Genomic DNA, 12,971 nt, shown 5'->3' on the forward strand with positions numbered 1-12,971 from the left:
CGTTCATACAATCAGTAAGTTAATGTCTCCTTCAGACCACGGGCCTAATCTTGGCAGCATTTCGGAATCATGCGTGAATGACCGACACACTGTTCAGAGCTGGCGTCATACCCCCGAGCCCCCTTCGATTCTGGAGGCAAACACGTTTGCCTGCTCTCGGGTCGAAGGCGCTCGGAACATGCGTCTGGATCTGGATTTTCTCCGGCGGCCTCATTTTTTTTGAGCCGTCCCTGTATGAATTTCTTTTCATGGCGGTGCTCTGTGTAGCCGCAATGGCACGGATGCCCCTGTTCGTATCGACGACACCGCTGTTCTTTCTTCTTTTTCCTTTCTCTGTTTCTGCGCTGATTGCCGGGCTGCAAGTGCGCTACGGCTCTCCATTGGGCGGCTTTGTTTACATTGCGGTCACCATCTACCTGCTGCTCACCGCATTCTTTGTCGCCAACTTCATTGCCGGGGAGCCTGAACGGCACATCAAGATCATTCGGCGGGCATATCTATGGATCGCCATGGTCTCTGCCACCATCGGGGTGCTCGCCTATCTGGGCCTGTTGCCGAGTGCCGATTTGTTTCTGCTCCATGGCAGGGCCAGGGCAATGTTCAAGGATCCCAACGTCTATGGTCCCTTTCTCGTTCTGCCGGCGATGTTTCTGCTGCGAGATCTGTTTTTCGAGCAAAGAAGCCGTTTGCTAAACGGAGCGCTGCTTTTGATGCTGACCGTCGGTGTGTTTGTGAGTTTTTCGCGAGCGGCCTGGGGCCACCTCGCTGTCTCCGGTCTGCTGGTTTTTGCGATGTGCTTCTGGCTGGAAGCCAAGGCCGCATTCAAGGTGCGCATGCTGGTCCTTGCCTTGGTTGGGACGCTCGTGTTGGCCATTACATTTGTTGGCCTTCTATCGATCCCGGAAGTCGCCTCGCTCTTTGAGCAAAGAGCGAGCATGAGTCAGAGCTACGACACCGGCTCGACCGGTCGTTTTGGTCGCCAGGGTTATGCTTTTGATCTTGCCTTGACGCATCCTTGGGGATTGGGGCCCGGTGAATTCCGGCATTTGCGGATTCAGGAAGACCCGCATAACACCTATGTCAACGTCCTGCATGCCTATGGCTGGGGCGGCGGATTTTGCTATTATCTACTGGTGTTTTTCACGCTCTGGCGCGGGATCGTCGGAATGAAAAATCCGGCCATACGAGGTGCGCTGATTCCGGTGATGGCGGTATATGTTCCGTTGGTCATTCAAGCCGGCATCATCGATACAGATCATTGGCGCCACTATTTTCTGGTGGTTGGGCTTATCTGGGGCCTAACCGCAAACACCGCTATTTTCGGTTTACGGCTCCCCGTTCGCAGGCGTCTCAGGTGACGTCCCCGATTGCGGCGGGTTCGGCCTGAATCCCGGCAATGAATCCCGGGGTAACAAGCGGGCATGGGGCAGGTATCGGCCAAAATCACCAATGTCATTCCGGGACTCGTTCCCGGACTCCAGCGCGATCCAACCCCAACCGCCGCGGCAGGCCGTTTCCATCAAAACCTGACACGATCTGGCGGGCCGGTTTTGGGCGCAAACGTGTGCGGTTTTCGATGGATACGAAAGCAATGAGCAATGCGGGGTCAGCGCGCATTCAGGGCCGCTTGCCAGAGAGGCACGAGGTTCCGCGTAAATTGTCACGTCTCGCGGGGCGCAAGAAGGCGGTTGCGTGAGCCTGCTATGTGTTTGTGCATCGCGTCTCGTGCGGCAGCGATCTCTTGATTCAAAATGGCCTGATAAATAGCGTTATGTTCCACGAAGACGTGTTGCAATCCATCGCCCGCGCTTTTGAGCGACAGTCCATGGAAGCGCATGCCGACTGCGATGTGGTCTTCGAGGGCCTGCATGGCCGTCGCGAAATACGGGTTGGCCGAGGCGTGCGCGATGCTGAGGTGGAACATGAAATCGGCGTCGGCGCGGTGCGCCTGCCGGTTGGTGGCGTCGCGCAAGAGGCTCAGCGCCGTCCTGATCTTGTGCAGCGCTTCCTCCGAGCGGCGCTCCGCCGCCATGGCGGCGGCTTCCGGCTCGATGGTCAGGCGGAAATCATAGCAGTGTTGCAGGTCTGACAGGTTCTGCATCTGCCCAAAACCCAGCGGCTCGCGGATGCCCTGTTCGCGCACGAAGCTGCCGGCGCCCCGGCGCGAGTAGATCAGCCCCTGATCGCGCAGGCGCTGCAAGGCATCGCGCACGACAGGGCGGGACACCTGAAATTCGGCGGCCAGCACGTGTTCGGTCGGCAACCGCTCGTCCACGCTATATGCGCCCGATTTGATGGCCTTTTGGATGCGCTCGAAAACCGTATCGGACAAACTGCGCCGCGCATTCAAACCATTGGACATGGATTTATCTCCCAGCCTTCGATCCCCCTGCCCTGCCGACGATATCCAGCAGTGCACCCGGCGTGCCAAACCCGCCCGATTTGGTGATTAGCTTGAACGCCTTCGTCTGGGCAATAGGCAGGCCGGGCAGCGCTTCACCAAGAACCTCGAGAACGCCGATCCCGAGATACTCGAGAACCGTCTGGGCCGTCGCTCCGCCCGTGATCAGCACCAGCGCATCTTCGAGCGGGGTGTTGCCGATGGTTTCGGCGAGCCGGCGCGCTACCTCCTGCGGATCGGAAGGCGTCTTCGCCTCCTGCGCCTGGATGACGGTCACGTCCCGCGCCTTGTCGATGGAGCGGCCGGCGTGGCCGCCGGGCGCGGGGATATGATCGACATCGGGATGCCCGCGCCGCAAATGCTCGACCTGCGCGAGCGTTATCGGGTCGCGCGAGCCCACGAGGATGATAATGCGTTTTGCGGAAACATCCGGCGCGGGAGCGGCATTTTCCGCCATATGCCCGGCCATGGCTTCGGCCAGCCCGCGCGCACCTACGGCAAGCGTGTCGGGGTGGGCGTAGAGCGCCTCCGCGATGTCGTCCTCGCTGGCGGTATCCGGGATGAGGGCGCGCCGGGCATGATGCCCGAGTCTCTCGGCCACCGATATGGGCGTATCGATACCGAACCCGGCGAGCATGCCGTCCTTCACCGTTCGGCCAAAGGCAGGGATGGCCGGGACGACGAGCGCCTTTTCAAACGCGATCGCATCCAGCTCCGCCTCGATATTTCCCTTCAAGCGGGAATCGACCTTCTTGACCATGGGCAGAGCGGGGAGTTGGCCAACCACCCGGCCCACCCGCTCCCGGGCCGCTTGAGGCTCGATCTCGCGGCTGTTGGTTGAAACGCCGAGCACATCGGGGCCGGTGGCAAGCGCATCGGCGAGCCATTCGGGCGATACGGCGACCACCGTCTTAAGGCCGCGTGTTGCGAAAGGCGCTGCCGTATCCAGAGCACCGGTCAGATCGTCGGCGATGATCGCCAGCCGCGTCATGGCGCAGCGCGGCCCGATCGCGCGCGCTGTGCCTGAATGTCGGGATCGGGGTCGAGATTGGCAGCCAGCAGGCGCTGGGTATAGGGGTGTTGTGGAGCCGAAAAGATCGCTTCGGTCGAACCCTGCTCGACAATCTCGCCTTCCTTCATGACAAGAACCGTATCGGCGAAATCACGCACCACGCCCAGATCGTGGGCAATGAAGAGATAGGAGATACCCAGCTTGGCGCGCAAATCATCGAGCAGCGCCATCACCTGCGCCTGAACGGACACATCGAGCGCGGAAACGGCCTCGTCGCATATGATGAGTTCGGGTTCGAGCGCAAGGGCGCGCGCAATGGCGATGCGCTGGCGCTGGCCGCCGGAGAACTGGTGCGGATAGCGGTCGCAATGGGAGGGCAGGAGTTCGACCTGTTCAAGCAGTTCCTCGACGCGTGCGCGCCGCGCCTTGCGGTCCGGCATCAGGCCGTGGATTTCCCAGCCCTCCGAGATCAACTGATAGACCGACATGCGCGGGTTGAGCGATTGCGTGGGGTCCTGGAAGACCATCTGGATCTGCTGGCGGATGGCCAGCAGATCGCGCTGGGGCATGGTAATGAGATCGCGCCCTTTCCAGAGCGCCGTCCCCTTGTCGGCCTGTTCAAGCCGCAGGATGGTGCGCGCGAGGGTGGATTTCCCCGACCCGCTCTCCCCCACCACGGCAAGGCTCTGCCCGCGCGCCAGCGTAAAGGCGGCATCCTTGAGGGCGGTGAAATTGCCGTATGTCTTTTCAAGCCCGCTGACCTCGAGCAGAACGGAAGCCTCGGGCCCGGGCTGGCGGATATCGCCTTTACCCGGCGCGGCGCCGATGAGCTTGCGGGTATAGGCATGCCGGGGTTTGTGGTAAACCTCGCGCGCCGTGCCCTCCTCGACGATCTCGCCTTCGCTCATCACCACGACCCGGTCGGCGATCTCGGCGACGACGCCCAGATCGTGGGTGATCAGCACCAGCGCCATGCCGGTTTCCTGCTGCAACTCCTTGAGCAGCGCCAGCACTTCGGCCTGCACGGTCACATCGAGCGCAGTGGTGGGTTCGTCGGCGATCAGGATGTCGGGCTTGAGCATCAGCGCCATGGCGATCATCAAGCGCTGGCGCTGGCCACCCGAAAACTGGTGCGGATATTTCTTGAGCGCCTTTTCAGGCTCGGGAATGCCGACGCGGGTCACCAGTTCCAACGCACGCGCCCGTGCCATCTCGATGGGGCGGCCATGGGCGGTCATCATCTCGACGATCTGCCAGCCGACCGTATAGACGGGGTTGAGGTGACCGAGCGGGTCCTGGAAGATCATGGCGATCTTCTTGCCGTTGAGGGCCCGGTGCTCTTCATAGCTGATCTTGAGGAGCTCCTTGCCCTCATGGAAGATTTCACCGCTCACGATCTCGGCGGGCGGGGTGTCGAGCAGGTTCATCACGGCGGAGGCCGAAACCGATTTCCCCGAACCGCTTTCGCCCAGAATAGCCAGCGTCTCGCCGCGATTGACCGACCAGGACACGTTGCGCACGGCGTGGACGGTGCCGCGCGCGGTGTGAAAATCGACCGAGAGGTTTTTAACCGTCAGCAGGGCTTCAGGCATCTGTAGACTTCCGGCTTTCGAGGCGCCAACGCTGCGCGGGGTCGAGAGCGACGCGCATCCAGTTGGAGAGCAGGTTGAGGGAAAGGGCGGTGATGACGATCATCAGCCCCGGCCAGAACGCCAGCCACCATGCGGTGTTGAGATAGGGGCGGCCCTGGCTGACCATCAGGCCCCAGGTGATGCTGGGCGGTTGGATGCCGATACCGAGGAACGAGAGCGAGGATTCGGCCAGCATGACGAAAGCGAAATCGAGGGTTGCGATGGTGATCAGCGTCGGGGCGATGACCGGCAGGATGTGACGCAGCACGATGCGGCGATGCGAGGCGCCCATCACGACGGCGGCCTGCACGAACATGCGCTCGCGCACTTCAAGCACTTCGGCGCGGGTGGTGCGCAGATAGATCGGAATGCGGGTGATCGCCAGAACGAGGATCATGTTGGGGATCGAGGGCCCCAGTACATAGAGCACCACCACCGCCAGCAGCAGCGAGGGGAAGGACATGATGACATCGGCCAGCCGCATGATGATTTGCGAGGCGGTCTTGCCCATATAGCCTGCGATGAGGCCAAAGAACGCGCCGATGACGAGGGCCGTGGCCACCGCACCGGCGGCGACCGCCATGGTGCTTTGCGCGGCAACGATGAGGCGCGCAAGAATGGGCCGGCCCAGCGAATCCCCGCCGAGCACGAAGATCCAGCCGCGCGACAGATCGAAGGGCGGGCTGTTGCGCCCGCGCAGGTTCTGGCTGGTGGCCAGATCGCCCAGAAGGGCCGGGCCGAAAATCGCAAAGGCCATGATGATCAGCAGGACAATGGCCGACACGAAGGCGAACTTGTCGCGCCAGAGCATGCCGAGCAGGGCGGATGCGCCCTTGTTCTGGTCCTGGGAAACCGGTTTTACAGCCGTGCTGTCGCTCATCCGTCTTCTCCCGCCTACTGCCGAATGCGTGGATCGAGGATCGAATAGGCGATGTCGATCAGGATGTTCATGATGAAGATGGCGATTGCCGTCACGAGGATCGCGGCCATCACCACATTGAAGTCGCGTTGCAGGATGGAATCGATCATCAGCTTGCCGACGCCCGGAAAGCCGAAGATCGTCTCGACGATCACCGCGCCGTTCAAAAGCGCCGCCGCCTGATCGCCGATGACGGTGATGACCGGCAGCATGGCGTTGCGCAGGGTGTGGACGAAAATCAGCGGACCGTTCTTGACGCCCTTGGCGCGGGCCGTCTTGACGTAGGGCGCCGAGAGCGCCGAAAGCATCGAGCCGCGCACCACCTGCACGATCAGCCCGAAGGGGCGGATGAACAGGATGCCGACCGGCATGATCCAGTGCCACGGCGTGCCGACGCCCGAAGTGGGCAGCCATGCAAGATTGATCGCGAAAACGACGATCGCGACGATGGCGATCCAGAAGTCGGGCGCCGAGGCCCCGATGAGGGACACAACGGAAATCCCCCGGTCGATCACGCCGCCGACGTTGAAGGCCGCGATCGAGCCCAGGAAGATGGCCGCGACGATGACCAGCGCCATGGTGATGAGCGCCAGCGGCAGGGTCCAGGCATAGGCTTCGAGGACGATATCGATGGCCGGGCGGGCGCGGCGCAGGGACTCGCCGAAATCGAGATGCAGCACGTCCCGGATGTAAAGACCGAACTGTTCGAGGATGGGCCGGTCGAGCCCATGGAGCGCGCGGAACTGCTCCTTCATCTGCTCGGTCGCATCGATCGGCAGGAACAGGGCCGCCGGATCGCCGGTCAACCGCGAGAGGAAGAAGACCATCACCATCAGGACGCTCAGCGACAGCAGGCTCGCGATTGCTCTTTGTCCTACCAGTTTGATCATTGCGGCACACCGATCATTTTATGGAAAGCGGCGCCGGACCTCCGGCGCCGCCAGGATTGCTGTTGGCCAGTTTGCTACTTGAAGCCGATTTCGGAAAGCTGAAGCTGCTGGTTGGTGGCGATGGTGGGCGTAAAGTCCAGCCGCTCGCCGACCCGGCTGTGGCCGACCATGTGGAACAGCAGCACATCGGCAACCGCTTCGTCATGGACATAGGCGAAGAGCTCGGACCAGAGGGCATCACGCTCGGCGCCCGTCGCAGCGGTCGCCCGCTCGATCAGGTCATCCACTTCGGGAATGGCGATGCCCGACTGGGTCCCCTCGCTATGGTACTTGAAGTACATCGAAAAGACCGGATCGCCACGGCTGTTGTCGTGCTGGGCGAGGATCAGGTTCGTGCCCTCGCTTTCCGGGTAGGGCTTTGAGTAATACTGCTCGTGCTCGGCCACCTCGACCATACGCATGGAGGCGTTGAAGCCCGCATCGCTCAGCATCTGGGTCAGCGCCTCGGCCACTTCCGTCACGTTGGGGAAGTTTTCCGTCCGGGCGATGATCTCGACGGGCAGGGACACATCGACCCCATCGGCCTCGGCCTCCGCAAGCAGTTCACGCGCGAGGTCGGGATCGTATGCGAGGGGCGCGAGATCGCCGTTCCAGCCCAGCGTCGTGGGCGGGACCATGGCAACGGCCAGTTCGGTGCCATCGGCCAGCAGCGTGCCGATGAAGGCTTCGCGGTCGATGGCGTGGTTCAGCGCCTTGCGGACGCGGATATCGGAGGTGGGTTCATCGGCGCTGTCGACGCGCAGATAGACCGTTTCCGAGTTGGGATAGCTGAAGTCGGTCGCCGGGTTCGTGGCTTCGAGCTCGGTGATCTGCGGGGCGATATCGGCCTCGCCCGTCTCGACCATGGCGGCGCGCACGGCGGCTTCGCCACGGAACACATAACGCGCCGAGGTGACTTCGGGCTGTTCGCCCCAATAGTCGTCGCGGCGGTCGAGCTGGATATACTGGCCGGCCTGCCACTCGGACAGAACGTAGGGCCCGGTGCCGATCGGATCGCGGACGAACTCGACGGGCGTTTCGGAAGGAACGATGGTCACGAGCGACATCAGCAGCGGCAGGATCGGCTGGGCCGGTTCGGCGGTGACATCGATAGTGAGGTCATCGACGATATCGAAGGTAAGCTGCGTGTCGGCAAAGTAGCGCGCGCTTTCGCAGGTGATCTGGTCGCTGAACACGCGGTCGAAGCTGTGCTTGACGTCGGCGGCGTCAAACGCGGTGCCATCCGAGAAGGTGACGCCGTCGCGCAAGCTGAAGCGCCAGACGCCATCACCGCGATCTTCCCAGCTCTCGGCAAGGCGCGGCATCAGCCCGGCGTCGCCCCGGACGTCGAGTTCGGTGAGGGTTTCGTTGATGTTCTGCAAAATGACGCGCCCGATATTGGAGCGGGTCGCCATGCAGGGCTCCACAAGATCGAGCTCTTCGCTGAGCACGACGGTGATGGCGGTATTGTCCTGGGCAAGCGCCGGGCTCACCGCCGCCGACGCAAGCAATGCGCCGGTCAAAAGATAACGTAAGGTCAATTCTACCTCCCTTGGCAGCCATTGGAGCACTGGGCGGCGCTGCCGGTCGCCCAGCGACGTACGAAGGCCCCATCGGGACCGGCCCTCACTATTCCCTGCCCGCCCAAAGTTGTCAAACATAAATCCTTGCGACAAAATAGCAGATGCGATATTTCATTCTAACTATATGATTTAACGTATAAAAATTCGGAACCATAAATCCTGTTTGACTTTTCTGGGCCGGAATATAACTTAACAACAATACGCTTTCAAAAGGTTTGACGCGAGGCCGGAGAGGAGAAATATGTCCCCCCATGACATTGCCGAAAAGATGACCGGAGCGCTGAGCGCGCCGGCCGGTGGGCGCAGTGAAGCCTACCTCCCCTCCCCCATGGTCCAGAATCACGCGGCATTCCTGGAGCGGTTCGAGAACGGCACGCTGGTGTGCCTCTGGTTTGGCGGCACGCTCGAGGGCAAGGCCGATATTTCGATCTATGGCAGTACGCTCGCGCCCGGCGCGGACCGCTGGAGCGCCCCGGTTCAGCTATCGAACGACCCTGAGCGGTCCGAGCAGAACCCGGTGCTGGCCCATAACGGACACGAATGGCAGCTTTTTCACACCGCCCAGCCTTCGGGCAATCAGGATGAATGCCTGCTGCGCGCGCGTCCGGTATCGCTTGAGAATGGTGCACTGACGGCGGGCGAGCCGCGCACCGTCGACCTTCCGCTGGGCAGCTTCATCCGCGCCCGTTTCGTGCGCAGGAAGGATGGGGCGTGGATGATGCCCATCTTTCGCTGCATCCCCCGCCCCGGCCAGCGCTGGAACGGCAGCCACGACAACGCCGCCGTAGGTGTCAGCCACGACGATGGCAAGACATGGGCGCTCGAGGACGTGCCCGGCTCGACCGGGTCGGTCCACATGACCATCGTGCCGCTCGATGGCGATGAGATGGTCGCCTTTTACCGCCGCAGGCAGTCCGATTTCGTGCACCGGTCGGTCAGCACCGATGGCGGGATCACCTGGTCGGCGACCGAGCCGACCGACGTTCCCAACAACAACTCCTCGATCAACGTCATCCGCCTGTCGGGCGGGCGGCTGGCCATGGTGTGCAACCCGTCCTCGGCGGCAACATCGAGCGACCGTCGCGTGTCGCTTTATGACGAGATCGAGGAAGGTGATGACCGGCCCGATGCAAGCGGGGGGTGCGAGCCGGTCTGGGGCGTGCCGCGCGCGCCGCTGAGCCTTTGCATCTCGACCGATGGCGGCAAGACCTTCCCCTTGCGCCGCCTGATCGATGACAGCGCCGGCACGTGCCTGTCCAACAATTCCGAGGACGGGCGCAACAAGGAGCTGTCCTATCCCTACCTGCTCGAAGGCGATGGAGGCGAACTGCATGTCGCCTACACCTATTTCCGCAGGGCCATCAAATATGTACGCCTGCCAGCAGGCTGGATCGACGGAGCATCCGCGTGAGCGATATTGTCGGCATAACAATGGGTGATCCCGCGGGCGTGGGACCGGAAATCACGGTCCGCGCCATCGCGGAAATGAGCGATGCGGACCGCGCACGGACGCGCGTCTATGGCCACCGCGAAACGCTCGAGGCAGCCCTTGAAGCCTGCGGGCTCGATCTCGACCTCAACGGCCTTGTCGAGCATATCGAGATCGAAGGGGGCATGGTGCCGTGGGGCAAACTCGATGCGCGGGCAGGCGACGCCGCTTTTCGCTTCATCGCCCGCGCGGTCGAGGACGCGCAGGCCAAAAAGATCGGCTGCATCGTCACGGCTCCGATCAACAAGGAAGCGCTCAACAGCGCCGGGCACCATTATGACGGGCATACCGGGATGCTGGCGGCGCTGACGGGCCAGAAATCCGCCTTCATGCTGCTGGCTTCCGACCGGCTCAAGGTCATCCACGTTTCCACCCACGTTTCGCTCAAGACCGCGATCGACCGGGCGACGCCCCAGCGTATTCTCGATACGATCCGCGCCGGAAACGACCACCTCAAGCGCATCGGCTACGCCGCGCCGCGCATCGCGGTGGCGGGGATCAACCCCCATTGCGGGGAAAGCGGGCTGTTCGGCACCGAGGACGACGAACAGGTCGTGCCTGCCGTCGAAATGGCGCGCGCCGAAGGCATCGATGTTACCGGGCCGATTTCCGCAGATACGGTCTATCACCGGGCCTATAACGGGGCTTTCGATCTGGTGGTCGCCCAGTATCACGATCAGGGCCACATCCCCATCAAGCTCGTCGCCTTCGATACGGCGGTTAACGTATCGCTGGGCCTGCCCATCGACCGGACCTCGGTCGATCACGGCACAGCCTTCGACATTGCCGGAACCGGCAAGGCCAACCACACCAACATGAATGCCGCCATCGCCTATGCGCGCCGGCTGGCTGCCGGGAGCACATCATGAACCCCGCTCTTGCCCTTCCCGTCAGCGGCGTCTACAGCGCCGCCGCGACGCCGGTCCTTGCCTCGGGCAAGCCGGATCACGCAACGTTCGCAATCCATTGCAAGGCCCTTCTGGAAGAAGGCTGCGACGGCATCGCGCTTCTGGGCACGACCGGCGAGGCCAATTCGTTTTCCATCGCCCAGCGCCAAAACCTTCTGGCGAGTCTTGTGGATGCAGGCGTCGATCCCTCCCGCCTGCTCCCCGGCACCTCGCAGACCAATGTCGCCGACAGCATCGCCCTTACCCGCCATGCGGTGGACCTGGGTGTCGCGGCAACGGTCGTGCTGCCGCCTTTTTATTACAAGGGCGTGAGCGATGAGGGGCTGTTCAGGTTCTATGCGGAACTGATCGAGGGCGTGGGCAGCGATCGCCTGCGCATCATCCTCTATCACATCCCCCCCATCGCGCAAGTTGGGCTTTCCACCGATCTCATCGCCCGCCTCCGCGAGCAGTTTCCCGGCATCGTCATCGGCATCAAGGACAGCTCGGGCAATCTCGAGCACATGCAGGGGCTGGCCGGGCGCTTTCCGGACTTTTCGGTTCTCTCGGGCGCCGACCCCTTCATGCTGCCCCTGCTGCGTGCGGGCGGCGCGGGCTGCATCACGTCGAGCTCCAACCTCATCGCAAGGCATCTGCGCTTCGTTTTCGACAACTGGTTCGATGCCGCACAGGAAGAGGCGGTGAACGCCGCCCAACAGCGCATCGATGCCTGGCGCAACCTTTCCAACGCCTATGTGCAGTTGCCTACCATCAAGGCCATGCTGTCGCGCCGCCGCCAGCACGATGGCTGGACGCGGGTCCGCCCGCCGCTGGTGGAACTGACCCGGGAGCAGATCGAAACGGTCTGGGACCAGATGCAGAGCCTTGAGGAGCAGGACAATGTCTGATCCGGTTCTTTCCCTTTCCAGGCAGATCACGCTGCGCCAGCCCGCGCAGGTCGAAATCGGCGCTGGAACGCTGACGCGGCTCACCCCCTTTGCCGCCCGTTTCAGCCGGGTATTCGTCGTTGCCATGGCGCCCACCGCGGGCTTTGTCGAGCGCATCGGGATCGAGGGGGAGGTCGAGGTGTTCATCGACCTGCCGCCCGAGCCCGATTTGCCCGCCGTCGAGAAGGTTCTGGAACGCGCCCGCGCCTTCAAGCCCGATCTGGTCATCGGGCTGGGCGGCGGTTCGGCCATGGATGTGGCCAAGCTCGTCGCCGTGCTCTGGGACAGCGACCGGTCGATTCCCGATGTGGTCGGAACGGGAAAGATCGAAGGCCGGCGGACGGCGCTCGTCCAGGTCCCAACGACTTCCGGCACTGGCTCGGAAGCGGGCACGCGCGCCCTCGTCACCGATCCGGCAACGCTCGCCAAGCTGGCGGTCGAAAGCGATCATATGCTGGCCGATATCGCCATCCTCGATCCCGAACTCACCTACTCGGTCCCCGCTGCCGTGACGGCAGCCACCGGGGTGGACGCGCTGGCCCATTGCGTCGAGGCTTTCACCAATCTCAAGGCCCATCCGATGATCGACGGCTATGCCCGCCTCGGGATCGAGCTGGTGGGCCGCTATCTGGCGCGCGCCGTTGCCGATGGCTCGGACACCGAGGCGCGGGCCGGAATGATGCTGGCTTCGTATTATGGCGGGATTTGCCTGGGGCCGGTCAACACCGCCGCCGGGCACGCGCTGGCCTATCCGCTGAGCACCAATCTGGGACTGCCGCACGGGCTGGCCAACGCGATCATCTTTCCCCACGTGCTGGCCTTCAACGCGCCGGCCCGGCCGGAAAAGACCCAGGAAATCCTTGCGCTCCTCGGCTTGTCGCCCGATGCGGAAAAAATCGGGATTCCCGAGGCCGCGTTTGGCTATTGCCGTTCGCTGGGACTTTCAATGGCTCTGGCCGACCATGGCGCGAAAGCAGATAATTTGCCCGGCTGGGCAGAGGAAGCCCATGCCATCCGGCGGCTGATGGACAACAATCCAAAGCCGATGAGCGTCGAGGACATCCATACGATATATCGGAACGCGCTGACCCTTTCCTGAGGCGCAGACAGCCGCCCGCAACACAAGTGCCCTGCCCGCCGTGGATACGAGAAACGCCTACCTTGCCGCGGGGC

General features: G+C 62.8%; 11 protein-coding genes. 5 read left to right on the forward strand and 6 right to left on the reverse strand.

Going from position 1 to position 12,971, the window contains the following annotated elements; all coding sequences use genetic code 11:
• Positions 1–77 precede the first annotated feature (77 nt).
• Positions 78–1,358: an O-antigen ligase family protein gene (locus DQG18_RS06815; RefSeq protein WP_116653501.1), complete on the forward strand. Its 1,281-nt coding sequence runs from the start codon at positions 78–80 to the stop codon at positions 1,356–1,358.
• A gap of 302 nt (positions 1,359–1,660) precedes the next feature.
• Here DQG18_RS06815 and DQG18_RS06820 read toward each other — a convergent pair whose 3' ends face one another.
• The 6 genes from DQG18_RS06820 to DQG18_RS06845 all read right to left on the reverse strand — a co-directional run bounded on the left by DQG18_RS06820 (position 1,661) and on the right by DQG18_RS06845 (position 8,433).
• The gene (locus DQG18_RS06820) at positions 1,661–2,362 is read right to left on the reverse strand and encodes a FadR/GntR family transcriptional regulator (RefSeq protein WP_116653502.1); all 702 of its coding nucleotides are present in this window, start codon (positions 2,360–2,362) and stop codon (positions 1,661–1,663) included.
• A gap of 4 nt (positions 2,363–2,366) precedes the next feature.
• Positions 2,367–3,392, reverse strand: a complete 1,026-nt coding sequence (locus DQG18_RS06825; protein ID WP_116653503.1) for a four-carbon acid sugar kinase family protein — start codon at positions 3,390–3,392, stop codon at positions 2,367–2,369.
• Complete coding sequence (locus DQG18_RS06830; RefSeq protein ID WP_116653504.1) at positions 3,389–5,005, reverse strand: ABC transporter ATP-binding protein; 1,617 nt, start codon at positions 5,003–5,005, stop codon at positions 3,389–3,391. Before DQG18_RS06830 ends, DQG18_RS06825 begins: the two co-directional genes overlap by 4 nt.
• On the reverse strand, positions 4,998–5,855 hold the full coding sequence (locus DQG18_RS06835; protein WP_245958412.1) for an ABC transporter permease: 858 nt from the start codon (positions 5,853–5,855) through the stop codon (positions 4,998–5,000). The genes DQG18_RS06830 and DQG18_RS06835 overlap by 8 nt, the downstream gene beginning before the upstream one ends.
• 83 nt (positions 5,856–5,938) lie before the next feature.
• Positions 5,939–6,853 carry an ABC transporter permease gene (locus tag DQG18_RS06840; protein WP_116653506.1) on the reverse strand — a complete coding sequence of 305 codons (915 nt, stop codon included), beginning with the start codon at positions 6,851–6,853 and terminating at the stop codon, positions 5,939–5,941.
• Positions 6,854–6,927: 74 nt separating this feature from the next.
• Positions 6,928–8,433: an ABC transporter substrate-binding protein gene (locus tag DQG18_RS06845; protein WP_245958392.1), complete on the reverse strand. Its 1,506-nt coding sequence runs from the start codon at positions 8,431–8,433 to the stop codon at positions 6,928–6,930.
• Positions 8,434–8,716: 283 nt separating this feature from the next.
• Here DQG18_RS06845 and DQG18_RS06850 point away from each other — a divergent pair, with 283 nt between their 5' ends.
• The 4 genes from DQG18_RS06850 to DQG18_RS06865 are packed head-to-tail and all read left to right on the forward strand — an operon-like array spanning position 8,717 to position 12,897.
• Complete coding sequence (locus DQG18_RS06850; RefSeq protein ID WP_116653508.1) at positions 8,717–9,886, forward strand: sialidase family protein; 1,170 nt, start codon at positions 8,717–8,719, stop codon at positions 9,884–9,886.
• Positions 9,883–10,833: a 4-hydroxythreonine-4-phosphate dehydrogenase PdxA gene (pdxA, locus tag DQG18_RS06855; protein ID WP_116653509.1), complete on the forward strand. Its 951-nt coding sequence runs from the start codon at positions 9,883–9,885 to the stop codon at positions 10,831–10,833. Before DQG18_RS06850 ends, pdxA begins: the two co-directional genes overlap by 4 nt.
• Positions 10,830–11,759 carry a dihydrodipicolinate synthase family protein gene (locus DQG18_RS06860; protein WP_116653510.1) on the forward strand — a complete coding sequence of 310 codons (930 nt, stop codon included), beginning with the start codon at positions 10,830–10,832 and terminating at the stop codon, positions 11,757–11,759. Before pdxA ends, DQG18_RS06860 begins: the two co-directional genes overlap by 4 nt.
• Entirely contained in the window at positions 11,752–12,897 is a 1,146-nt protein-coding gene (locus DQG18_RS06865; protein ID WP_116653511.1) for an iron-containing alcohol dehydrogenase, read from the forward strand. The genes DQG18_RS06860 and DQG18_RS06865 overlap by 8 nt, the downstream gene beginning before the upstream one ends.
• Positions 12,898–12,971 lie beyond the last annotated feature (74 nt).

This window comes from Pelagibacterium sediminicola (genome assembly GCF_003390885.1).
GTDB classification, from domain to species: domain Bacteria; phylum Pseudomonadota; class Alphaproteobacteria; order Rhizobiales; family Devosiaceae; genus Pelagibacterium; species Pelagibacterium sediminicola.

Bases quoted from the DNA above. Each gene is read 5' to 3' on its own strand.
- DQG18_RS06860 (WP_116653510.1), top strand. From the start codon at position 10,830: ATGAACCCCGCTCTTGCCCTTCCCGTCAGCGGCGTCTACAGCGCCGCC.
- DQG18_RS06840 (WP_116653506.1), bottom strand. From the start codon at position 6,853: ATGATCAAACTGGTAGGACAAAGAGCAATCGCGAGCCTGCTGTCGCTG.
- DQG18_RS06820 (WP_116653502.1), bottom strand. From the start codon at position 2,362: ATGTCCAATGGTTTGAATGCGCGGCGCAGTTTGTCCGATACGGTTTTC.
- DQG18_RS06835 (WP_245958412.1), bottom strand. From the start codon at position 5,855: ATGCTCTGGCGCGACAAGTTCGCCTTCGTGTCGGCCATTGTCCTGCTG.
- DQG18_RS06865 (WP_116653511.1), top strand. From the start codon at position 11,752: ATGTCTGATCCGGTTCTTTCCCTTTCCAGGCAGATCACGCTGCGCCAG.
- DQG18_RS06850 (WP_116653508.1), top strand. From the start codon at position 8,717: ATGTCCCCCCATGACATTGCCGAAAAGATGACCGGAGCGCTGAGCGCG.
- DQG18_RS06825 (WP_116653503.1), bottom strand. From the start codon at position 3,392: ATGACGCGGCTGGCGATCATCGCCGACGATCTGACCGGTGCTCTGGAT.
- DQG18_RS06815 (WP_116653501.1), top strand. From the start codon at position 78: ATGACCGACACACTGTTCAGAGCTGGCGTCATACCCCCGAGCCCCCTT.
- DQG18_RS06830 (WP_116653504.1), bottom strand. From the start codon at position 5,005: ATGCCTGAAGCCCTGCTGACGGTTAAAAACCTCTCGGTCGATTTTCAC.